23 protein-coding genes are annotated in these 21,007 nt (G+C 66.9%); 11 read left to right on the top strand and 12 right to left on the bottom strand.

The window, feature by feature from the left end:
- Nucleotides 1-82 precede the first annotated feature (82 nt).
- Together VHL31_RS02395 and VHL31_RS02390 are read left to right on the top strand one after the other, a co-directional pair.
- Complete coding sequence (locus VHL31_RS02395) at nucleotides 83-775, top strand: response regulator transcription factor (RefSeq protein WP_027135728.1); 693 nt, start codon at nucleotides 83-85, stop codon at nucleotides 773-775.
- Between the two features lie 31 nt (nucleotides 776-806).
- Entirely contained in the window at nucleotides 807-2,177 is a 1,371-nt protein-coding gene (locus VHL31_RS02390; protein WP_329659603.1) for a HAMP domain-containing sensor histidine kinase, read from the top strand.
- Here the strand turns inward: VHL31_RS02390 and VHL31_RS02385 are convergent.
- Nucleotides 2,153-3,034: a LysR substrate-binding domain-containing protein gene (locus tag VHL31_RS02385; RefSeq protein WP_329659602.1), complete on the bottom strand. Its 882-nt coding sequence runs from the start codon at nucleotides 3,032-3,034 to the stop codon at nucleotides 2,153-2,155. The genes VHL31_RS02390 and VHL31_RS02385 overlap by 25 nt on opposite strands.
- 89 nt (nucleotides 3,035-3,123) lie before the next feature.
- Here VHL31_RS02385 and VHL31_RS02380 point away from each other — a divergent pair, with 89 nt between their 5' ends.
- Together VHL31_RS02380 and phnX are read left to right on the top strand one after the other, a co-directional pair.
- Nucleotides 3,124-4,248, top strand: coding sequence for a 2-aminoethylphosphonate--pyruvate transaminase (locus tag VHL31_RS02380; protein WP_329659601.1), 1,125 nt, complete (start codon nucleotides 3,124-3,126; stop codon nucleotides 4,246-4,248).
- 264 nt (nucleotides 4,249-4,512) lie between these two features.
- Nucleotides 4,513-5,343 (top strand): phosphonoacetaldehyde hydrolase, encoded by an 831-nt coding sequence (phnX, locus tag VHL31_RS02375; RefSeq protein ID WP_329659600.1) that lies wholly within the window; start codon nucleotides 4,513-4,515, stop codon nucleotides 5,341-5,343.
- Nucleotides 5,344-5,347: 4 nt separating this feature from the next.
- Here phnX and VHL31_RS02370 read toward each other — a convergent pair whose 3' ends face one another.
- From VHL31_RS02370 to ubiE, 7 genes are all read right to left on the bottom strand, one after another.
- Entirely contained in the window at nucleotides 5,348-5,560 is a 213-nt protein-coding gene (locus VHL31_RS02370; protein WP_329659599.1) for a hypothetical protein, read from the bottom strand.
- 197 nt (nucleotides 5,561-5,757) lie between these two features.
- Nucleotides 5,758-6,738 (bottom strand): cysteine synthase A, encoded by a 981-nt coding sequence (gene cysK, locus VHL31_RS02365; protein ID WP_329659598.1) that lies wholly within the window; start codon nucleotides 6,736-6,738, stop codon nucleotides 5,758-5,760.
- 155 nt (nucleotides 6,739-6,893) lie between these two features.
- Nucleotides 6,894-7,379, bottom strand: coding sequence for an Rrf2 family transcriptional regulator (locus tag VHL31_RS02360; RefSeq protein WP_329659597.1), 486 nt, complete (start codon nucleotides 7,377-7,379; stop codon nucleotides 6,894-6,896).
- Between the two features lie 30 nt (nucleotides 7,380-7,409).
- On the bottom strand, nucleotides 7,410-7,892 hold the full coding sequence (gene dut, locus VHL31_RS02355; protein ID WP_329659596.1) for a dUTP diphosphatase: 483 nt from the start codon (nucleotides 7,890-7,892) through the stop codon (nucleotides 7,410-7,412).
- A complete protein-coding gene (gene coaBC / locus VHL31_RS02350) occupies nucleotides 7,885-9,138 on the bottom strand; it encodes a bifunctional phosphopantothenoylcysteine decarboxylase/phosphopantothenate--cysteine ligase CoaBC (RefSeq protein WP_329659595.1) in 1,254 nt (417 codons plus the stop codon). Before coaBC ends, dut begins: the two co-directional genes overlap by 8 nt.
- 17 nt (nucleotides 9,139-9,155) lie before the next feature.
- Entirely contained in the window at nucleotides 9,156-10,649 is a 1,494-nt protein-coding gene (ubiB, locus tag VHL31_RS02345; RefSeq protein ID WP_329659594.1) for a 2-polyprenylphenol 6-hydroxylase, read from the bottom strand.
- A gap of 2 nt (nucleotides 10,650-10,651) precedes the next feature.
- A complete protein-coding gene (gene ubiE / locus VHL31_RS02340; RefSeq protein ID WP_329659593.1) occupies nucleotides 10,652-11,410 on the bottom strand; it encodes a bifunctional demethylmenaquinone methyltransferase/2-methoxy-6-polyprenyl-1,4-benzoquinol methylase UbiE in 759 nt (252 codons plus the stop codon).
- 99 nt (nucleotides 11,411-11,509) lie between these two features.
- On the opposite strand from ubiE, the gene mutM reads away from it, so the two are divergent.
- Nucleotides 11,510-12,340: a bifunctional DNA-formamidopyrimidine glycosylase/DNA-(apurinic or apyrimidinic site) lyase gene (mutM, locus tag VHL31_RS02335; protein ID WP_329659592.1), complete on the top strand. Its 831-nt coding sequence runs from the start codon at nucleotides 11,510-11,512 to the stop codon at nucleotides 12,338-12,340.
- Nucleotides 12,341-12,354: 14 nt separating this feature from the next.
- Here the strand turns inward: mutM and VHL31_RS02330 are convergent, their stop codons facing one another.
- Nucleotides 12,355-12,846, bottom strand: coding sequence for a winged helix-turn-helix domain-containing protein (locus VHL31_RS02330; RefSeq protein ID WP_329659591.1), 492 nt, complete (start codon nucleotides 12,844-12,846; stop codon nucleotides 12,355-12,357).
- Between the two features lie 213 nt (nucleotides 12,847-13,059).
- On the opposite strand from VHL31_RS02330, the gene VHL31_RS02325 reads away from it, so the two are divergent.
- On the top strand, nucleotides 13,060-13,263 hold the full coding sequence (locus VHL31_RS02325) for a hypothetical protein (protein WP_329659590.1): 204 nt from the start codon (nucleotides 13,060-13,062) through the stop codon (nucleotides 13,261-13,263).
- A 455-nt stretch (nucleotides 13,264-13,718) separates the two neighbouring features.
- The gene (locus VHL31_RS02320; protein WP_329659589.1) at nucleotides 13,719-13,922 is read left to right on the top strand and encodes a hypothetical protein; all 204 of its coding nucleotides are present in this window, start codon (nucleotides 13,719-13,721) and stop codon (nucleotides 13,920-13,922) included.
- A gap of 32 nt (nucleotides 13,923-13,954) precedes the next feature.
- On the opposite strand, the gene VHL31_RS02315 is transcribed toward VHL31_RS02320, so the two are convergent.
- Nucleotides 13,955-14,509 (bottom strand): hypothetical protein, encoded by a 555-nt coding sequence (locus VHL31_RS02315; RefSeq protein ID WP_329659588.1) that lies wholly within the window; start codon nucleotides 14,507-14,509, stop codon nucleotides 13,955-13,957.
- Between the two features lie 56 nt (nucleotides 14,510-14,565).
- Here VHL31_RS02315 and VHL31_RS02310 point away from each other — a divergent pair, with 56 nt between their 5' ends.
- Nucleotides 14,566-15,162, top strand: coding sequence for a Crp/Fnr family transcriptional regulator (locus tag VHL31_RS02310; RefSeq protein ID WP_329659587.1), 597 nt, complete (start codon nucleotides 14,566-14,568; stop codon nucleotides 15,160-15,162).
- Here VHL31_RS02310 and VHL31_RS02305 read toward each other — a convergent pair.
- Both VHL31_RS02305 and VHL31_RS02300 read right to left on the bottom strand, forming a co-directional pair.
- Nucleotides 15,152-15,940 carry an SDR family NAD(P)-dependent oxidoreductase gene (locus VHL31_RS02305; protein ID WP_329659586.1) on the bottom strand — a complete coding sequence of 263 codons (789 nt, stop codon included), beginning with the start codon at nucleotides 15,938-15,940 and terminating at the stop codon, nucleotides 15,152-15,154. The genes VHL31_RS02310 and VHL31_RS02305 overlap by 11 nt on opposite strands.
- Nucleotides 15,940-17,166 carry a hypothetical protein gene (locus tag VHL31_RS02300; protein ID WP_329659585.1) on the bottom strand — a complete coding sequence of 409 codons (1,227 nt, stop codon included), beginning with the start codon at nucleotides 17,164-17,166 and terminating at the stop codon, nucleotides 15,940-15,942. Before VHL31_RS02300 ends, VHL31_RS02305 begins: the two co-directional genes overlap by 1 nt.
- 103 nt (nucleotides 17,167-17,269) lie before the next feature.
- Here VHL31_RS02300 and VHL31_RS02295 point away from each other — a divergent pair, with 103 nt between their 5' ends.
- From VHL31_RS02295 to VHL31_RS02285, 3 genes are all read left to right on the top strand, one after another.
- A complete protein-coding gene (locus VHL31_RS02295; RefSeq protein WP_329659584.1) occupies nucleotides 17,270-18,508 on the top strand; it encodes an ABC transporter substrate-binding protein in 1,239 nt (412 codons plus the stop codon).
- Nucleotides 18,509-18,592: 84 nt separating this feature from the next.
- Nucleotides 18,593-19,477 carry a sugar ABC transporter permease gene (locus VHL31_RS02290; protein ID WP_329659583.1) on the top strand — a complete coding sequence of 295 codons (885 nt, stop codon included), beginning with the start codon at nucleotides 18,593-18,595 and terminating at the stop codon, nucleotides 19,475-19,477.
- Nucleotides 19,474-20,304, top strand: coding sequence for a carbohydrate ABC transporter permease (locus VHL31_RS02285; protein ID WP_329659582.1), 831 nt, complete (start codon nucleotides 19,474-19,476; stop codon nucleotides 20,302-20,304). Before VHL31_RS02290 ends, VHL31_RS02285 begins: the two co-directional genes overlap by 4 nt.
- The last annotated feature ends 703 nt before the right edge of the window (nucleotides 20,305-21,007 follow it).

Genomic DNA, 21,007 nt, shown 5'->3' with positions numbered 1-21,007 from the left:
GACGACCTCGCGCGCCGCTTCATGTTCGGCTAGTTTCACCGGAGCGGTGGACGTAGCCGCTTCTTCAGGGCGAAACGCGGCAATGCGTATTCTGGTAATCGAGGACGACAAGGACGCCGCTCAGTACATGGCCAAGGGGCTCGTGGAGAGCGGCCATGGGGCTGACGTCGCGCATACCGGCAAGGACGGCCTGCTCATGGCCGCCGCCAACGGCTATGATGTGTTGATCGTCGACCGCATGCTTCCGGGCCTGGACGGTCTGTCGTTGGTCAAGACCTTGCGTGCGACCGGCAACCACACGCCGGTCCTTTTCCTGTCGGCGCTGGGCGAGGTCACCGACCGGGTGAAGGGGCTGCGTGCTGGCGGTGACGACTATCTGGTAAAACCTTACGCCTTTTCCGAACTGCTTGCCCGGGTCGAGACCCTGGCGCGGCGTGGGTCGACCGCGGGCGACACGCCCGAGACCGTCCTGCGCTACGGCGACTTGATGATGGACCTGCTGGGGCGGCGGGTCGAGCGGGCCGGCAAGGAGATCGACCTGCAGCCGCGCGAGTTCCGGCTGCTCGAGACGCTGATGCGGCATGCGGGGCAGGTCATGACCCGCACGATGCTGCTGGAGAAGGTCTGGGACTACCGGTTCGATCCGCAGACCAACGTCATCGACGTCCATATCAGCCGGCTCCGGCACAAGATCGACCGTGGCTTCTCCTATCCGATGATCCACACGGTCCGCGGGGCCGGGTATTCGCTCCGTGTTGCCGACAAAGCTTCTTAGAACCTCCACATTCCGGCTCACGCTCGTCTACATGGCGCTGTTCTGCGTCTCGGCGGCCGTGCTGTTCGGATTCATCTATGTCGCCTCGGTCGCCTACATGGAGCGGCAGACCGAGGAGACGATCACGGCCGAGATCACGGGCTTCGTGGACCAGTACCGTCTGCGTGGCCTGGGCGGCCTGCGCAACACGATCGCCCAGCGTGCGGCAGCCCGGCCGGACCGTGCCTCCATCTACCTGCTCGTCGACCGTTCCGGCCGCATCATGGCCGGCAATATCGACCGGTGGCCGGAGGGCCAGGAGACGAAGGAGGGCTATGTCCGGTTCATGATCGAGACCGGCATCGAGGGCGACAATTCCGTCGCCTCGCACCGGGCGCTGGCCCGGGGGTTCCTCCTCGAGAACAACGCCCGCCTGCTGGTCGGACGCGACATCGAATCGAGGCTGTCGATCCAGGCAACGCTGCTCAACACGCTCATGATCGGCGGCGGCGTGATGATCCTGCTGGGCCTGCTCGGCGGGCTGGTCATGAGCCGCTGGATGCTCGGTCGGCTGGACGACGTGAATCGGGCCACGACCCGCATCATGACCGGCGACCTCACGCAGCGCTTCGTCGACAAGGGCAGCGGCGACGAGTTCGACGAGCTCGCGCGCAACCTCAACCGGATGCTCGACCGGATCGAGCGCCTCCTGGCCGGCATGCGCCAGGTCACCGACAACGTGGCCCATGATCTGCGCACGCCGCTGAACCGGCTGCGGTCGCGGATCGAGGTAGCCCTGATGGGCGAGCAGAGCGACGAGGCGCGCGAGTTGCTGGAAGCGACCGTGCGCGATGCCGATTCGCTCATCCACACCTTCAACGCGATCCTTTCGATCGCACGGGCCGAGAGCGGGGAGCAGCAGGCGGAATTCGAGCCGTTCAGCCTGCGCGAGATGGCGCAGGACGTGACGGAGCTCTACGAGCCCCTGGCCGAGGAGAAGAGCATCGAACTCCGTCTGAAGGCGCCGCGCGATGCGATGGTCGTCGGCAACCGTCATCTCGTGGCACAGGCTCTGGCCAATGTCGTCGACAACGCGATCAAGTACGGGGTCGAGAACGGCCATGTCACGGTGGATGTCCGGGAGCGGCCGACACCGGCCTTGATCATCGTGGACGACGGCCCGGGCATTCCCGCCGAGATGCGGGAGCGGGCGCTCGAGCGTTTCGTGCGGCTGGACATGGAACGGAGCACGCCCGGCAATGGGCTGGGCCTCTCCCTGGTGGCAGCGGTGGCCCGGCTGCACGAGGCCAAGCTCGAACTGGACGATGCCAAGCCCGGCCTGAAGATCAGCATGACCTTCCCGCCGCAGCGCCGTGTCGGCCGCCAGGCTTCTGGACGTCAGGAAGTCCGCAGCGCGGCCTGAGCCTCCTCGGCCAGCTGGAAAAGGGCCCTGACGACCCCCAGCTCGGCTCGCTCCGGCAGGGCGACCAGGCAGGTGTCCGCCGTCAGGTCCGAGCCGTCCAGCGCCACGGTCGTCAGGCGCGGATCGGTGCCAGCTTCCCGCTCGAACACCGCGCCAACACCGAAGCCGGCTGCCACCGCTTCGCGCATCGCCTCGCGCGAGCCCAGGCGCAAGGCCAGCTCCGGCCGGACGCCCGATCTGGCACAGGCGGCGGCAAACAGGCGGAAGGTGGCGCTCCCTTCTTCGCGCGCGACCACGGCGATCCCGGCCATCTCGGCCATGCTCACCGTCGCGCGCGCGCTCCAGGGATGGCTCACCGGAAGCAGGAGCACGACCCGGTCGGATTCCAGGCGGACACGGGCCAGGTCAGGCGCAGCCTCGATCAGGCTCACCACGCCGGCGTCGGCGATGCCGGAGCGAACGGCCACCAGGGTGGCGGCCGTATTGCCGGTGGTAAGGCTGCTGGCAATGGCGGGGTGCCGGTCGCGCAGCCGGCGCAGCAGGGGCATGGCCGCGAACGGTCCGTCGGCAGCGAGCGTGAGCCTGCCCCGGTCGAGGTTGCGTGCCTGCAGCAGGAGATGCTCGAGGTCGCGCAGCAGGCCGAGGATGCGCCGCACATGAGGCGCCAGTTCCTGCCCGAGTTCCGTCGGCGCCGCACCTGCAGGACCTCGTCGAAACAACTCCACGCCGTACTGCCGCTCAAGCGCAAGGATCTGGGCGCTGACGGCGGGCTGGCTGAGGTTCAACCGCTCGGCCGCGCGCCCGAAGCCTCCCGTGGCGAGTACGGCATCGAGTGCCCGCAGGCTCGGCAGGTTCATCGGTTTCTCTTATACCATCATCGGCTCGATCGATTTGACTTATCGGACGACATTGGACAAGTCTACGAAACGCCGCTGGAGCCGACCCAATGAGATATTCTGCCGAGGAACCGTTGCTGCTCACGCCCGGCCCCCTCACCACGAGGGCCAGCGTGAAGGCGGCCATGCTGCGGGACTGGGGCTCGCGCGACAGCGCCTTCATCGACCTGAATGCCGACGTGCTGCGGCAACTGGCAGCCTTGGCCGGCGATCCGGACGAGCTGGTTGCCGTGCCGATGCAAGGCAGCGGCTCGTTCGCCGTGGAGGCGATGCTGGGCACGTTCCTGCCGCCGACGGGGCGGATCCTGGTTTGTGTCAACGGCGCCTATGGTGACCGCATGGTGCAGATGGTGCGGCGGCACGGCCGGAACGTGGCGGTCCTGGAGCAGCCGGAGAACCAGCCGAACGATGTCCAGGCCCTGGAGCGGATGCTGGCGGCAGACCCCGCGATCAGCCATGTGGCGGTGGTCCATTGCGAGACGACGTCGGGCATCCTCAACCCTTTGGCTGATGTCGCGCACAGCGTGGCCAGGCATGGCCGGCGCCTCCTGATCGACGCGATGAGCACCTTTGGCGCCCTGCCCGTCGACGCGCGCCAGATCCCGTTCGATGCCCTGGCCGCCTCCTCGAATAAATGCCTGGAAGGCGTGCCGGGCATGGGCTTCGTCATCGCGCGGCGCGCAGCACTCGCGGCCACGGAGACCCAGGCGCCGGCGCTGTGCCTGGACCTGTTCGCGCAGGAGGCGGCGATGCGGATGACCGGGCAGTGGCGCTTCACGCCACCCACGCACGTCATCGCGGCCCTGCACCAGGCCCTGGCCGAGCACAGCGCGGAAGGCGGGGTCGCCGGACGCGGAGAACGCTACCGGCAGAACTGCCGGATCCTGGTCGAGGGCATGCGGGCGCTTGGCTTCGAGACCCTGCTGCCCGACGCCCTCCAGGCGCCGATCATCGTGACCTTCAAGCTGCCCAATGACCCGGCCTTCTCGTTCGACCGGTTCTACGAGGCCCTCCGGCAGCGCGGCTTCGCCATCTATCCAGGCAAGCTCACCGTCGCTCCCTCGTTCCGGATGGGTTGCATCGGCGCCCTCGGTGCCTCGGAAATGAAGGCGGCGGTGGCGGCCGTCGGCGAAGCGGTCGCGGAGATGGGATTGGCAATGCCGGCGGCCGCTTGAGCCATGCTCGCTGCCAGCGATGGATCCGCGCGGCACCACCCGGCCGGCCGCTCCTGGGTTCGTTCGTGCAGCGGCGCGATGGATATGGTCCGCAGATGACGGATCGGTGCTCGAGTTCGTTCGTGCAAGATGCAGTGATGGCGTCGAGCCAGGGCCCAGCTTCGTTCGTGCCGAATGGCACGCGTGTTCCGAAGGCCTGCGGCAGTGCCTGAACATCTTGGCGCCGGCGCCGTCGCCGGCCAGCCGAAGAAGGGAGTTGTCGGGATGAGTTTCAGGTATCGCCGTTTCTATGCCGGCCCTGTCGAAGCGGTGATCTTCGACATGGCCGGCACGGTCGTGGACTTCGGATCGCGGGCGCCGGCCGGCGTGTTCGTCGAAGTCTTTCGCCGCCATGGCGTGGAGATCAGCCTGGCCGAGGCGCGGGGCCCGATGGGCGCGGAAAAGCGTGCCCATGTCGCTGAGTTGCTGGCAGCGCCGGCGATCCAGGCCCGCTTCGTCGCCAGACATGGCCGCGCGTCGACCGAAGGGGACGTCGACGCCATCTACCAGGACTTCATTCCGCTGCAGATCGAGACCCTGCCGGCCTTCTCCGACCTGATCCCGGGGGTCCTGGACACGGTGGCGGCGCTGCGGGCGCGCGGCATCCGGATCGGCGTCAATACCGGTTACAACCGGGCGATGATGGAGGTGGTGCTGGCGGCGATGGAGCGACAGGGCCTGCATGTCGACAGCGCGGTGGCAGCCTCGGACGTCAGGAGGGCCCGCCCCTTTCCTGCCATGTGCCTGACTAACGCCGCTGACCTGGCCGTGCGCTCGGTTGCGGCCTGCATCAAGGTCGACGACACCATTCCAGGCATTGACGAGGGCCTGTCGGCCGGGATGTGGACGGTTGCGATCACGGCGTCGGGGAACGAGGTCGGGTTGGACGAGAAGGACTGGAAGGCGCTCACGCCCGCGCAGCAGGCGGACCGGATCGGATGGGCCTCGGACCGGATGCGCGCGGCCGGTGCCCATTACGTGATCCCTTCGGTCGCGGAACTCCTGCCGGTGGTCGATGCGATCGAGGCGAGGCTCGCCCGGGGCGAGCAGCCCTGAACCGTCAGTTCAGGCGAAAGCCCCGGCAGCCCAGTTGCTCCTCCACGATCAGGAGGCGGGTGCCGCACGGCCGCTCGACGCAGAACCGACGGACGTCCTCGTCGTCCTCGACATGGATGAGTTCCACGGGCTCGCCCGTCCCGAGCAGGACCATCTGCAGCACACGCGGCACTACCGGCGGGACGAACGGAGTGGCGGGACGGAGTTCCAGGTTCACGGCTAACCTCTCTAGGCTCTTGGTCCTAGGATAACAGTCTCTATGCCGCTGACAAGCCTGCTTTTGCGGGCACCATCCTCGGCACGTGCCGAAGATGGACCGGGAGTGGTTAACAAAGCCTTTACGCCGGTGGGGTCAACGAAAAAGGCCTCCATGGTGACCCATGGAGGCCCGGATCCTGCGGCCTGCGCCCCGGCTCAGGCCAGATCGGCGAACAGGTCGGTGGACAGGTAGCGCTCGGCACTGGACGCCAGGATCACCACGATCCGCTTGCCCGCATACTCGGGCCGCGAACCTACCTCCAGCGCAGCGGCGACCGCAGCCCCACTCGAAATCCCGATCGGGATTCCTTCAAGCTTGGCGACCTGGCGCGCCGTCTCGAAGGCGGTCTGGTTGCCGATCTTGACGACCTCGTCCAGGACGTCGCTGTTCAGGTTGGCCGGGATGAAGCCGGCGCCGATGCCCTGGATCTTGTGGGGTCCGGGCTTGCCGCCCGACAGGACCGGGCTGTCCTCCGGCTCCACGGCGAAGACCTTCAGGTTCGGCAGGCGCGGCTTGAGGACTTCGCCGACGCCGGTCACCGTACCACCCGTGCCGACGCCAGCGACGAAGGCATCGAGCTTGCCGCCAGTGTCGGTCCAGATCTCCTCGGCGGTGGTGATCCGGTGGATCGCCGGGTTGGCGGGGTTCTCGAACTGCTGCAGGATCACCGCATTCGTGGTCTCGGCGACGATCCGCTGCGCCTCCTCGATGGCGCCGCGCATGCCCTTGGGACCGGGCGTGAGCACCAGTTCGGCACCCAGCAGCTTCAGCACCTTGCGGCGCTCCAGCGACATGGTCTCCGGCATGGTCAGGATCAGCCGGTAGCCCTTGGCCGCCGCCACGAAGGCAAGCGCGATGCCGGTATTGCCCGAAGTCGGTTCGACCAGGACGGTGTTCTTGTCGATCTGCCCGGACTGCTCGGCCGCCTCGATCATCGAGTAGCCGATCCTGTCCTTGACCGAACTCAGCGGGTTGAAGAACTCGAGCTTGGCCAGGATCTCGGCCTTTACCCCGCGCTGCTCGGCCATCCGGTGCAGGCGGACGAGCGGGGTGTTGCCGATGGTGTCGATGATGCTGTCATAGATGCGGCCGCGCGCTCCGCTGTCCAGCCGCGTTCCCTGATTTACAGTCGCCATCTTGCACAACTCCGCAAAAGCCACCCAGCCTATGCGGAATGTAATGGTATTCCGGCTCCCTGCAACCGGCCGGCACCATGTTTCCAGGCGCACCCCAGGGACGCGTTCTGCCGTGACCACGGTCGGACCGGTTCGCCGGCCCGACCGTGCTTCACCTAGATCACGAAGTCGGCGGTGCGCGCATGGTCGCCGGTCAGTCCGGCGCGGCGGGCTTCCTGGCAGAGGTCCTCGATGCTCACGCCTTCCAGGCGCTGCATCAGTTCCCGCTCGGTACGGTCGAAGAACGGCGTGATGACCAGCGCACCGAGTGGTGACCCGCTCTGTTCATGCTCGCCGGCCTCCGCCATGTGACCGTTCATCGGGGTGGCGCTCAGGTCGATGTCGCCCTGAACGACCCTGATGATCTCGCCAACGCTGATGCGCCGGCGCTCGCGGGCCAGCCTGTAGCCGCCTCTGGGGCCACGGACGCCCTTGAGCAGCCCGGCACGTACCAGCTGCTGCATCACCTGTTCCAGGTAGCGCCGCGGCAGGTTCAGCCGCCGGGCGATGTCCTGACTTTGTACCGGGTCACTGCCACCGTGGAACGCGATGTCGGTGACGGCTTCCAGCGCCAGGCTTAGTTTCTTCGAAGGTTTCAGCATCAGGCCACTCTCCTCGCAGTGGCGGACAAGCTATCCATCTCGCCCCCCGTTAGCGCAGGCTAATCCGGTAGAGCCAAAACCTCCGACTCCGCGTGGGGTTTCCCTTAAAGTAGAATTCTCTTTCCATTTGCAGCGTACAATCGGCGCTATCACGAGTTGCGCGATCCTCAGGCCGCGCTCGATCTGCATCTTTGATTCACCTAGGTTAATGAGAATGACGGCAATCTCGCCCCGGTAGTCCGAATCAACCGTTCCGGGAGCGTTCAGTACGGTGACGCCGTTCCGTGCGGCAAGGCCGGAACGCGGCCTCACCTGTGCCTCATAACCGTCCGGCAACTCGATGGAGATGCCGGTCGGCACGACCGCACGCTGCAACGGGAGCAGGATCAGCGGCGCCTGCGCGTCGATGGCCGCCAGCAGATCCATCCCGGCCGAGCCGGCGGTGGCATAGGCCGGCAGCGGCAGGTCCAGCGCATGCGCCTCCCGACGGATGGGCACCTCGAGGTCAGCCATGGCCCAGCGCCCCTGCGATGCGCAGGGCCAGCCGACGTGCGACTTCCCGCTTGGATGTGGCCGGCCATGGTTCCGGCGGGCCGTCGCCGGTCACCAGCGTCACCTGATTGGAGTCGCCACCGAACGTGCCAGCGCTCGGGGACACGTCGTTGCCCAGGATCCAGTCGCAGTTCTTGCGGGCCCGCTTGCGCGTCGCCTGTGCCACCACGTTCTCGGTCTCCGCGGCAAAGCCGATCACCAGCCGGGGCCGCTGCGGCCCGGCGGCCGAGATGGTGCTGAGAATGTCCGGGTTCTCGACCAGTTGAAGCACGGGGGCGGCGGCTCCCGCTTCCTTCTTGATCTTCTGTTCGGGTGTGTGTGCGGGACGCCAGTCGGCGACGGCGGCCGCGCATACCGCCACATCGATCGGCAAGGCCGCCTGGCAGGCAGCCAGCATCTCGCGCGCCGTCTCGACCCGCACCACCCGCACGCCTGGAGGGTCAGGCAGGCTCACCGGGCCCGACACCAGGATGACGTCGGCACCGGCGGCGGCGAGTTCTCCTGCGATGGCGTGCCCCTGCTTGCCCGAGCTGTGGTTCATGATGAAGCGGACCGGGTCGATCGGCTCGCGGGTGGGCCCGCTGGTGACCAGCGCCCGCAGCCCCGCCAGCGGCCGCTGGCGCCGCGGCGCCGCCAGCCGTTCCAGCACCTCCTCGAGGATCCGCGCAGGCTCGGCCATGCGCCCAGAGCCCACCTCGCCGCAGGCCATGTCCCCGGCGTCCGGGCCGACGAAGGCGACACCATCCGCCTTGAGCTGGGCCACGTTGCGGCGGGTCGCAGGGTGGTTCCACATCATCGGGTTCATGGCGGGCGCCACCATCACCGGCTTGTCCGTCGCCAGCAGCACGGTGGACGCCAAGTCGTCGGCCTGGCCGTGGACCATCTTGGCGAGAAGGTCGGCGGTGGCCGGCGCCACCAGCACGAGGTCCGCCTCCCGGGACAAGCGGATATGGCCCATCTCCGCCTCGTCGGTCAGCGAGAACAGCTCGGTATAGACCTTGTCCACGGACAGGGCCGCCGCCGACAGGGGCGTCACGAACTGCGCGGCACTCCTGGTCATCACGCAGCGGACGGCGATCCCCCGGTCCTTGAGGCGGCGGATCAGCTCCAGGCATTTATAGGCGGCGATGCCGCCGCCGATCACGAGGAGCAGCCGGCCGCCCGCACCATCGGCCAGCACCCGCGGGTCCAAGAGGGGCTCGTCCATCACCATGATCCTTGCGGTCAGCGAATCGTCCAGCCGAGCAGGAAGGCCGCCAGCGCCAGGAACAGCCAGATGGGTGCCCGATCCTTGAGCACCATCTGCTGGCGCTCCATGCGCACCAGCGTCTGTTCCAGCCGTCGCAGCACCACCGGCGCCCGCCTAGCTGCGTCATAGACGTCCTGCGCCAGCTCCATCGCCTTGGCATGTGGCCCCAGGTGGCGCGCGATCCAACCCGCCACGAGCGGCTGGGCCGTCTGCCAGATGTTGACGGTCGGATCGAGCGCCCGGCCCACGCCTTCAGCCACCACCATCGTCTTCTGCAGGAGCAGGAGGTGAGGCTGCTGCTGCATGTGGAACTGCTCGGCGACGGTCAGGATCTGGCCGAACAGCCGGCCGATCGAGATGTCGGCCAGCGGCTTGCCCAGGATCGGCTCGCCGATGGCACGGGCCGCCTGCGCGAAGGCATCGCGGTCCTCGTCGATCGGGACATAGCCCGCGCGCACGAACACGTCGGCCACCCGCCGATAGTCGCGGTCGAGGAAGCCGATCAGGATCTCCGCCAGGTACTTGCGGGTATCCAGGTCGAGCCTTCCCATGATCCCGAAATCGACGGGCACGATCGTACCGTCCGGCTCGATGAAGGTGTTCCCTGGATGCATGTCGGCATGGAAGAAGCCGTCGCGGAACACCTGGTTGAAGAAGACGACCGCGGCACGGTCCAGGATCCGGACGGGGTCCAGTCCCTGCTCGATCAGCCGGGCGCGCTGGTCGGACGGCGTGCCGCTGATGCGCTCCAGGGTCAGGACCCGGCGCGAGGTGCGCTCCCAGTCGACATAGGGAACCCTGAAGCCTTCGTCCTCCGCGCAGTTCAGGGCGAACTCGGCCGCCGCGGCCGCTTCCAGCCGCAGGTCGAGCTCGCGGCGGGTCCACAAGGCATGGACCTGCACGGTCTCGACCGGGCGCAGGCGGCGCAGATGCGGGAACAGGTACTCGACCGCCTCGGCCAGCCACAGGAAGAAGCCCAGCTCCGCCTCGATCTTGGCCTCGATGCCAGGCCTGAGCACCTTGACCGCGACTTCCCTTCCGTCCGGCAGCTCGGCGAAATGGACCTGGGCCACCGAGGCCGCCGCGACAGGCACCCTGTCGAAACGCGCAAACACCCGCTCGACCGGCGCTTCCAGCTCACGCTCGATCAGCGCCAGGGCCTGCTCGGCCGGGAACGGCTCGAGCCGGTCCTGCAGCCGCGCGAGGTCGCGTGCCACCTGGCTGCCCATCAGGTCCGGGCGGACCGCGAGCGTCTGGCCGAGCTTGACGAAGCTGGGGCCGAGCTCGACCAGCGCATCGGCCAGACGCTGGCCCGGCCGCCGCGTCGCCCTGCCGCCGGTCCAGGGACGGGCCAGTCTGCGCACCGGCGGCGAGACCGGCAGGAGCTCGACGAAGAACAGCGCCTGGTGGCGCATCAGGACCCGGATGACCCGGATGCCGCGAATGACGTGGCGGATCGGTCGGAGCAATGTCAGAGGCGCCAGCCGGAATGGATCGCGGCGATGCCGCCGGACAGGTTGCGGACCTTGACCAGGTCGAAGCCCGCCTTCTCGATCATGCCGGCGAACTTCTTCTGGTCGGGGAAGCGGCGGATGCTCTCGACGAGATAGCGGTAGCTCTCGGCATCGTTGGCGACCAGCCTGCCCATCACCGGGATCACGCCCATCGAGTAGCGGTCATAGGCCGACCTCAGCTGGGGGATGACCAGGCGCGAGAACTCCAGGCAGAGGAAGCGCCCGCCGGGTTTGAGCACCCTGAACGCTTCGCTCAGGGCCTGGTCGATATGGGTCACGTTGCGGATGCCGAACGCGATCGTGTAGCTGTCGAACGAGCGGTCGGGCATGGGCAGCGCCATGGCATCGCCGGTGACCCAGGACAGGCCGCGCACCAGGCCCCGGTCGATCGCCCTGTCGCGGCCCACTTCCAGCATGGCATGGTTGATGTCGCAGATCGTGATGTCGGCCTCGCCGCCGACCCGGTCGGCGATCCGGAACGCCACGTCGCCCGTCCCGCCCGCCACGTCCAGGTGGCGGATGCCACGGCGGGGGGCCAGCCAGTCGACCAGCGCGTTCTTCCACAGGCGGTGGACGCCAGCGCTCATCAGGTCGTTCATCAGGTCGTAGCGGCCGGCCACCCGGTCGAAGACCTGGCGGACCTTGCCGGCCTTCTCGGCCGGGTCGACCGGCTGGAAGCCGAAGGAACGCGCGAGTTCGTCCGCTGGGTCCGTCATGATCAGCCGTTTCCTCGCCCTGCTTGCCGCGCGGTTCTAAGTGATGGCAGGAGCATGCTCAACAAAGAGCGCCGCCTCCAGCCGTTCCGGACCATACCCTTGCCCGAGCTCCCCGAAGTCGAAACCATGAAGCGCGCCCTGGAGCTGCGCCTGACCGGCCGCCGCTTCGCCCAAACCATCCAGCGCCGCCCCGACCTTCGCTGGCCCCTGCCCGCCCAGCTTCCGCAGCGCCTGGCCGGCCGGCGGGTCGAGGCGTTCGGCCGCCGGGCCAAGTACATCCAGCTTTTCCTGGACGACGGGCAGGTCGTGCTCCTCCACATGGGCATGTCCGGGCGCCTGATCTTCGACGGAAACCCGCAAGGAGCCCACGAGCACCTGACCTTCAGCTTCGACGACGGGACCGTGCTCCGCTTCGTCGACCCGCGCCGGTTCGGCGCGCTGGACCTGACGACGGTGGAGGACCTGCCCCGTCACAGGCTGCTGGCCGGACTGGGGATGGAACCGCTGGGCAACGCCTTTTCCGGCCTGGAGCTGGCGGACGCGTTCCGGAACAGGATCGTCGCGGTGAAGCTGGCGCTCATGGACCAGAAGCTGGTGGTGGGCGTGGGCAATATCTACGCTTCGGAAGCGCTGTTTCGCACGCGGCTCAACCCGGCGACTCCCGCCGGTGCAGTGCCGGCAGCGGTGCTGGACCTCCTGGCCGAGAATGTGCGCGCCGTGCTGGGCGAGGCGATCGAGGCCGGCGGCTCGTCGCTTCGGGACTATGTTCAGGCGGACGGCGAACTCGGCAGCTTCCAGAACCTGTTCAAGGTCTATGATCGGGCCGGAAAGCCTTGCCTTGTCTGCGAGACGCCGATCGTGCGCTCCGTGCAAGGCAATCGTGCCACGTTCTTCTGTACCCGCTGTCAGTCGATCGACCACGCATCCTGATCAATGGCCGATCCTCATCTGGTAGGCTCGTCGCGCGTGACCACGGCTGGCCGAGGATCGATGGCCGCCATGTCGACCGAGCCCTCCGGCGCCAGCAGGCACCACGACATGCACCCGACGAGCGCCGCCACCGCTCCGACGATCACCGCCGCTGCTGGCAGCCTCCAGTCGAACCGGAACGTCGGCTGATCCTGCGGCCTTACAAGGCAGTAGCCTCGCTTCGGCACGGTGCGGAGCAACGTCTTGTTCGCGTCGTTCAGTACCCTCCTAATCTCGTGGATGCACTGGACCAAGCTATCGTCGGTGACAGCCTGATCGCCCCATACCGCATGGATCAGCTCGTCACGCGCCACGACGCGATCGCAATGCCGGGCCAGGTACTCGAGCACTGCGAACGACTGGGCGCGCAGTGGAAGAGCGAGGCCTGACCGGCCTCTGATCGTAGCTGCGACGAAATCCACCACAATGTCGCCGATCACCAACCGTCGGTCTTGATATCTCAACATCAATGGCCCCTCGCCAAGGAGGAGAAAATATTCTGGCGACTTATCATATGACCGCGCGAGCAGCCAGCCCACACTGATTTTTCAGTACATTTCGTGGGATTTCGTGAGTCTTCGTGTCTCGATCCGGGGTTGCTCATGACCTGGGCCGCGCAGCCATCAGATCATCGCGGTGGGGCACATACTCGCCTCGCTCGCCAAATGGATACTCATCCCATGATCGAATTGATCATCACGGCCTGCCTGTTGGTGGGCAGCTGCCAGGAAGTCAGGCTGACCTACGACGCCCACGACGTGTCCCTGATGACCTGCACCATGTTCGGGCAGATGGAGGCCGCCCGGTGGCAGCGGCAGCACCAGGAGTGGCGTGTAAGGCGCTGGCGCTGTGATGTCGCGAGATCAGACGGCTTGCGCGCCTGACTGCGCATCTCGTCGGCAAGTACTGCAAGTAATCCAGACAACGCTGCTCGCAGATCCAGCAAAACCGGCCAGCATATCGGGGCTACGATGCTCTAATTCGTCGAGCGTTCTGCTTTTCCGTCTTGCTTCGATGATCTGGCGTGTTCGAAACGACAAAGCAGCACTGTGGCATCCCAATTGCTATGATGTGCGAAGGTCGTTCAGGATGCACCTGATCCATACGTGTGGTGGGTCATGACTTCGTCGGTCACGGCGTTGGCAGCATCTCTTCGAACCTGGGAGGCAACGAGGTTCTGCGTGGTGCAGAGACGGTGCCTCCGCGTGCCGGGGGTTTTTGGCTCCCCCGGCCAAGCCCCGCTCGATCGTGCCTGCGCATCCTCGTAGCCTGTCTGGTTCCCGCAGGGCTCCGTCCTGGTCGGCCGACATCGTTCGAGCTTGCAAGGACCTGCATCCCCATGATCGAGCTAGTCATCACCGCCTGCCTTCTCATCGGCAACTGCAAGGAAGTAACGTTCACCTACGATGCCCATGAGGTGTCGTTGATGACCTGCACCTTGTTCGGCCAGGCCGAGGCCGCCCGCTGGCAGCAGCAGCACGCCGACTGGCAGGTACGTCGCTGGCGCTGCGGCTTCCCGCGCGAGAACGGGGAAAAAGCCTGACCGGCGACGACCGCATCGGCCTTGCAACCGGGTCATTGGCGGCGGGGATGGAGCATGGCCGGAGCGGAATAGCCACGCAGCCGCCGGTACGCCTCGATCTGCTGCGGCGTCAACACCTCCAGCATCGCCAGATGAAAGCGCAGGTGCGCCGCCCGCAGCCGACCCTGGGCAACCGCCGCACGTCGGGTGATCTCATCCAGCGTGGCCTCGGTGATCTGCTGGTCGGCGAACAGCCGGTCCAGCGTGGCCTCCTCGGCCAGGACGCCCTTTCCGAGCGCGACGGCTTGCGCCTTCATGGCCCGGAACAGGCCTTCCGTCCGACGCTGCTGCTCGTCCGATAGCTGCAACGGCGTCGCCAGCTCCAGCACGTGCAGCGGCCCCGGATAGCCGTTCAGCTCTGCCGCCAAGGCCAGGCCGTTGCCGCGCCCCGCCAGGAGGTCGTCCTCCTGCTCGGGCGACAACGCCTTCACCGAGCCACGCTCCATGCCTGCATAGGGCAAGGGAGCGTGGTGAGCGGTATCGTGGCCATGCTGATGGGCTGCCGCCGGCAGGTACGCCGCTGCCGCCAAGAGGCTGGCCAGGGCCATCGTTCGGATCCGCTGCATCATTGCCTCCGCACAGGACATGCGAGAATCCTTGCCAGATGAACAGGCAAGTCCACATGATCCCGATCATGTCGGACGACCTGATGACCGCGTTCGAGCGGATGGCGGGGCGCGAAATGGCGCTGGCACAGGGCCACATCCTGTTCCGTGCCGATGATCCAATCCGCTTCGTCTATGTCGTGGTCCGAGGGGCCGTCAGGCTCACCCGGGCGCTCCCGCATGGCGGGGAGCTGACGCTGCAGCATGCGGCCGCGGGCGCCGTGCTGGCAGAGGCGTCGCTGTTTGCCTCCTACTACCACTGCAACGCTGTCGCCACCGAACCCACGGTCCTGCGCGTGATCGACCGGCAGGCGCTCGATGCCGCCCTGGGCGCAGATGCCGGCCGGGCCCGCGCCTGGGCGCGCCACCTGGCCCTCGAATTGCGGCGGGCGCGAGGGCAGGCGGAGATCCTGTCACTGAAGACGGTGGCGGAACGGATCGCCGCCTGGAGCGCGTTTCACCGTCGGCCATTGCCGCCGAAGGGCAGCTGGCACCTGCTGGCGCTGGAGATCGGCGTCTCGCCCGAGGCGCTTTACCGGGAGTTGGCCCGCCGGCGGCGGGCGGACGGCGGGGCGGCCGGGCCGCCTAGCCGTTGATCTCCTGCACGAACGGCCCCATCCCCGCCGTCAGGCCGCCATCCACGACCAGTTCCGCGCCGTTCACGAAGCTCGCGTCGTCGCTGGCGAGATAGGCCACCGCCGCCGCGATGTCCTCCGGCGTGCCGACCCGCCCCACCGGGTACCAGCGTGCCAGCTTCTCGAAGATCTGCGGGTCGCGCTCCATCCGCTCGGTCCAGGAGCGGTTCTCGGTGCGGATCGAGCCGGGGCTTACCAGGTTGGTGCGGATGCCTTTGGGGCCGTACTCGACCGCCATCGCCTTGACCCACATGACGAGGCCGGCCTTGGCGGCGCTGTAGGCGGGGTTGCCGACATAGACCCGGCCATTCACCGAGCCGATCGCCACGATCGTGCCCTTGCCCCGCTCGACCATGCCCGGCAGGACCGCCTTCATGCAGAGATAGGCGGCGCGCAGGGTGACGTCGAACTCGACGTCCCAGTCGGCTTCGCCGGTCGTCTCGATGGTGGTGGCCGAGGTCGCCGCGGCATTGTTCACCAGGATGTGCAGGGGCCCCAGCGCCTTCTCGGCATCCGCGACCAGCGTCCTCACGGCTTGCGCCTGGGTCACGTCGGCCTGGAGGGCCACGGCGGTGCGGCCGGTGGCGGCGATTTCCTTCACGACCTCCCGTGCCGGCTCGATGTCGCGGTCGGCCACGGCCACCGCTGCTCCCTCGGACGCCAGCCTGAGGCAGGTCGCCCGGCCGATGCCGCGGCCGCCGCCGGTGACCAGGACCGTCCTTGCGATGAAGCGGCTCATCAATCGTTCTCCATCAGCAGGTCGTCCAGGCTCTCGTCGAACGCCTGGAACGCGGTGCGGGCGGCATGGACGTAGCCGGCACGCATATGGCCGTCGTTATAGTAGGCGAGGCCATCCACGCCGTGCCTGGCCAGGATCCGCGCGGCCTGCTGCACCTCGGCACCATTGGCGAGGTCCGGGTAGGTCGGCCGCATGATGGCGGAGATCCGCGCATCGGGACCGGTCTGGCGGCGGACATGGTGGATGTCGGCATGAACGTCGGCGGCCGAGCGCTCGTAGGCGCAGATCTCCAGCCCGTCGCAGGCGTTCGCCAGGAGCCGAAGGTCCGAACCCTCGATCCAGCCGCGGGCGGACGGGCGCTGGACCGAGGGGATCACCCGCACGTCGGCACCGGCCGGAACCACGTCGCGAATCTCCTGGACCACCTGGGCCACCAGCTTGCAGCGCCAGCGCAGGAAGGCCATGAAGTCGGGGTCGGCGATCAGGTCCGACGCGATCCAGTCGGCGGCCTGCGCTTCGGTAAAGGCGATATCGGACGCCATGAACATGTCGATGGCGGCCTGCACGCGCTTTTGCACATGGAGGACGTCGATGCCGTCGACCGCGGCCAGGGTCACGGTCGCCTCGGAGAAGTCCAGGCCCAGCAGGAGCTTCGTCCACCCATCCATGCGGATCAGGGCGAACTCGTGGTGGTAGCCATGCTCGAACGGCAGCCAGCCCGGCGTTTCCAGGCGGATGCCGGACAGGTCGTAATGCATGGTGAGGTCGCGGCAGAGCGCCACGACATATTCGCGCGCCTCCGGATGGGCCGGGTTCAGCGAGTACCAGTAGGGGTCGCCGTAGCAGTTCCTTGATACCAGGTCCGGATGAAGGCGGCCAAGCGGGGTGTTGTGGAAGCAGACGACCCAGCCATAGCGCTCCAGGTCGGGCAATTGGCGGGCGAGATCGGCCAGCGGGTCGCGATCGGCCAGCAGCGGGTTCGGCAGGGGCTGGATCCGCTGGTAGGCGGACGGGTCGTGCCGGAAATAGACGGTGCCATCCTCGGGGAAATAGACCTTGCCGCTGCGCCCATGCGGCCGGATGAACTTACCGGCATGGTAGGCGGCAGCGAGGCTGACCGAATTGGCGCCGGTGGCGGCGATGCGGTCGCCGAAGGCACCCGCCCCCTCGTCGGCCAGGTCCCAGGCATAGCTGTAGATCGATCGGTAGGGCCGCCGCTCGGCCATGTGTGAACCCCCGCAGACATCGTTGCCGCGGCCGCATCCTTGCCCTTAAGGTCCACGGCGGCAAGGCTCCCGCCCAAGGGGGCCCAATAGGGGAACGTCATCCATGAATCGACGTCTAGCCGTGATGATGAGCGGTGTCGCCGCGACAGCGCTCCTGGCGCTGAGCCCGGCCTTCGCTCAGTCCAAGACCGAGATCCGGGTCATCGTGGCGCATTACAGCGACCATACGATGGGCATCTTCCAGGGCATGGAATCCGATTTCGAGGCGGCCCACCCCGATGTCGACATCAAGCTCGAGGACGTTTCCTGGGACAATCTCCAGCAGCGCCTGACGACCGACATCGCCGGCGGCACCGCCCCCGACATCGCGATCATCGGCACGCGCTGGCTGCTCGACTATGCGGCCAACGACATCGCCGAGCCCATCGACGAGTACATGACGCCCGAGTTCAAGGCGAAGTTCATCGAGGCCTTCCTGGAGCCTTCGGTGATCGACGGCGTCACCTACGGCCTTCCCATCGCGGCGTCGGCGCGCGCCATGTATTACAACAAGGACCTGCTCGCGAACGCCGGCTTCAACGAGCCGCCCAAGACCTGGGACGAAGTGGTCAAGGCTGCCCAGGCCGTGAAGGACAAGGGCGAGGGCGCCTACGGCTTCGGCATGCAGGGCAAGGAGATCGAGACCGACATCTACTGGTACTATGCCCTTTGGACGCATGGCGGCGAACTGGTCCAGGACGGCAAGTCCGGCATCGACAGCGAGGCGGGCGTCAAGGCCGCTACGCTCTACAAGAGCATGATCGACCAGGGCCTGACCCAGCCGAGCCCGACCGGCTCGAACCGCCAGGACATGGAATCCCTGTTCAAGCAGGGGCGCGCCGCGATGATCCTGTCCGGTCCCTGGCTGCGCGGGCAGATCAAGTCCGAGGCGCCGAACCTCAACTACGCGCTGGCGCCGATCCCGGTCGGCACGACGCAGGCGACCTACGGCGTCACCGACACGATCATGATCTTCAAGTCGTCCGAGCATAAGGACGTCGCCTGGCAGTTCCTGGAAGAGACCGCGTTCAGCGACAAGCACCGGGTCGAGTTCTCGAAAAAGGAAGGCTTCCTGCCGGTGATGAAGGCGGAGGCGGCCGATCCCACCTTCGCCAACGACGAGCAGCTCCAGGCTTTCACCGGCATGCTGCCTTATGCGAAGTTTGCGCCGCTCATCCCCAACTGGGAGCTGGCGTCGGATGCCGCGACGGCGGCCTTGCAGCGGATCTACCAGGGCCAGGCCGAGCCGCAGGCGGCGCTCACCGAAGCGGCCGAGAAGATCAACGAGGCCATCCAGGAGTAACGACCAGCTTCGAGCAGGCCATGCAGGCACGGAACCTGCATGGCCTTGTCGGTGGATCGGACCGCGCATGGGGGCGCAACGAGGATGCTTGACCGAACGCGAACCCTGCCGGCCCTCCTGCTGATCCTGCCCAGCCTCGTCCTGTGCCTGTGGATCATCGGCTATCCGATCTACGACGTGGCGCACACGTCGCTGCATTCGGTGAACCGGTTCGGTGTGGTCCGCAATTTCGCCGGCTTCGCGAATTTCGAGAAGCTGTTCGACGATCCGATCTTCTACGGATCGCTCTGGCGCACGATCCTGTGGACGGTCACGGTCGTGGGCGGGACGATCCTGCTCTCGATCCCGATCGCGGTGATGCTGAACGACGATTTCTTCGGGCGCGGCGTCGCCCGGGTGATCGTCATGCTGCCCTGGGCGATCTCGCTCGCCATGACCGCGATCGTCTGGCGCTGGAGCCTGAACGGCCAGTACGGCATGTTCAACGCGACGCTCTTCCAGCTGGGCCTGATCGACGGGCCGGTGGAATGGCTGGCGAGCTTCGACACCGCATTCCCGATCGAGATCGCGATCGGCATCCTGGTCTCGATCCCGTTCACCTCGACGGTCCTGCTGGGAGGGCTGTCCTCCATCCCGGCCGACGTCTACGAGGCCGCCACGATCGACGGCGCCACGGGCTGGCAGCGCTTCCGCTACATGACGCTGCCTTTGATGAAGCCGTTCCTGCAGATCGCGATCGTGCTCAACGTCATCAACGTCTTCAACTCGTTCCCGATCATCTGGGTCCTCACCCAGGGCGAGCCGGCCAACTCCACCGACATCCTGGTGACCTATCTTTACAAGCTGGCCTTCCGCTACGGCCGGCTCGACACGGCGGCGGCCATGTCGCTGATCATGTTCGCCATCCTGCTCCTGTTCACGGCCGCCTATATCGCGCTGGCGGCGCGCTCCACGGAGAGAGAAGCGTGACCGCCTACGCCAAGCGCTCGATCCTCTACTGGCTGCTCCTGGGGCCGTTCGCGATCGTCGCCCTGTTTCCCTACGCCGTCATGCTCAGCACGGCGGTCAAGCCCGGCGACGAGATCTTCGTGTTCCCGCCGACCTGGGTGCCGTCGCGCCTGGCGTTCGAGAACTTCGTGGAGATGTGGACCGCCACCGGGTTCGGCCAGGCACTCCTCAACTCGGTCCTGATCAGCCTTGCCGGCACAATCATCTCGCTGCTGGTGGCGATCCCGGCGGCCTATGCCATGGCGCGGCTGCGCTGGCACGGCCAGGGGATCTATCGGCAGTTCCTGCTGGTGACCCAGATGCTCTCGCCGATCGTGCTGGTGATCGGGATCTTCCGGCTGATGGCGGCGATGGGCCTGGTCGACAGCCAGTGGGCGCTGATCCTGGGCTATGCGGCGTTCAACCTGGCCTTCGCGACCTGGATGATGTCCTCCTACTTCAAGACGATCCCAAAGGAGATCGAGGAAGCCGCCTGGATCGACGGCGCCACCCGCTTCCAGTCGCTCATGCGGGTCTTCCTGCCGATGGCCCTGCCCGCCTTGGCGGTCACCGCGATCTTCACCTTCATCAACTGCTGGAACGAGTTCGTCCTGGCGCTGACCATCCTGCGCTCGAACGAGAAATACACGCTCACCCTGCAGATCTTCACGCTGGTGGGCGGCGCCTACAAGATCAACTGGCACCACGTCATGGCCGCCACCTTCGCCGCGACCGTGCCGGTGGCGGTCGTGTTCGCGCTGATGCAGCGGGCTCTGGTGAAAGGGTTGTCGCTGGGGAGCGTGAAGTGACCGGCGCCAGTCGGTCGCGACGAAGTCGCTGCCTCTGACGCGGGCGTGAAGTCCTGGATGGTCACCTCGCCGACGCCGTTCGCAATATCCTTGGGGTCGCCGGGGCTGCCGCCCTAGCTGGTGCCGAGGGTGATGTCGATCCGGCCGCCGCAGGCCTGGTTCTGCATCCCGTCGTTGTCGCCCCCATGTCCGCCCCCGCCGCAGCCTGACCGGACACCCCTCCGTTCCCGGCGAGGCCATACCGGATGTCGAAGCCGAAGTTCCCCTCCAGCCGGTCGTTCCACGACCACCGGCCTGAGGAACCGGTGGCGTCGAACCTGTCGATCAAGAATTTCTTCCAGTTCAACTTGACGGAAAGGCCCCCGCGCCGGTCGGCGCGCTGACATTCGACGTTCCAGTTCTTCATCGTTACGTCGCACTGACCCGGATCAACCTGGGAGTGCTCTGCTCCGGACGCGGAGAATCGGCCACCCCTGCGGTCAGCGCCGCGCCAAGTCGATCCACATCTCGGAGGCCAGTTGCCTCACCTTCTCGTAGGTCGCCCGCTCCTCCGGCACACAATAGGACGGTTTGAAGAACCTAGCCGTGCGATCTGGGATGTGATTCGCTTCTGCTGGCAGCGGGAGGGCAGCAGCGATGGGTGGATCACCTGGGTTGTTCGACCTGGATGAGCGTTACGTGGCACTGAGCGCGTCGGGTGATC

Origin of the sequence: Geminicoccus sp., assembly GCF_036263595.1 — a bacterium.
GTDB lineage: Bacteria > Pseudomonadota > Alphaproteobacteria > Geminicoccales > Geminicoccaceae > Geminicoccus.
The sequence above is the reverse complement of the archived record's forward strand: the minus strand, read 5'-3'. Positions and strand labels throughout refer to the sequence as shown.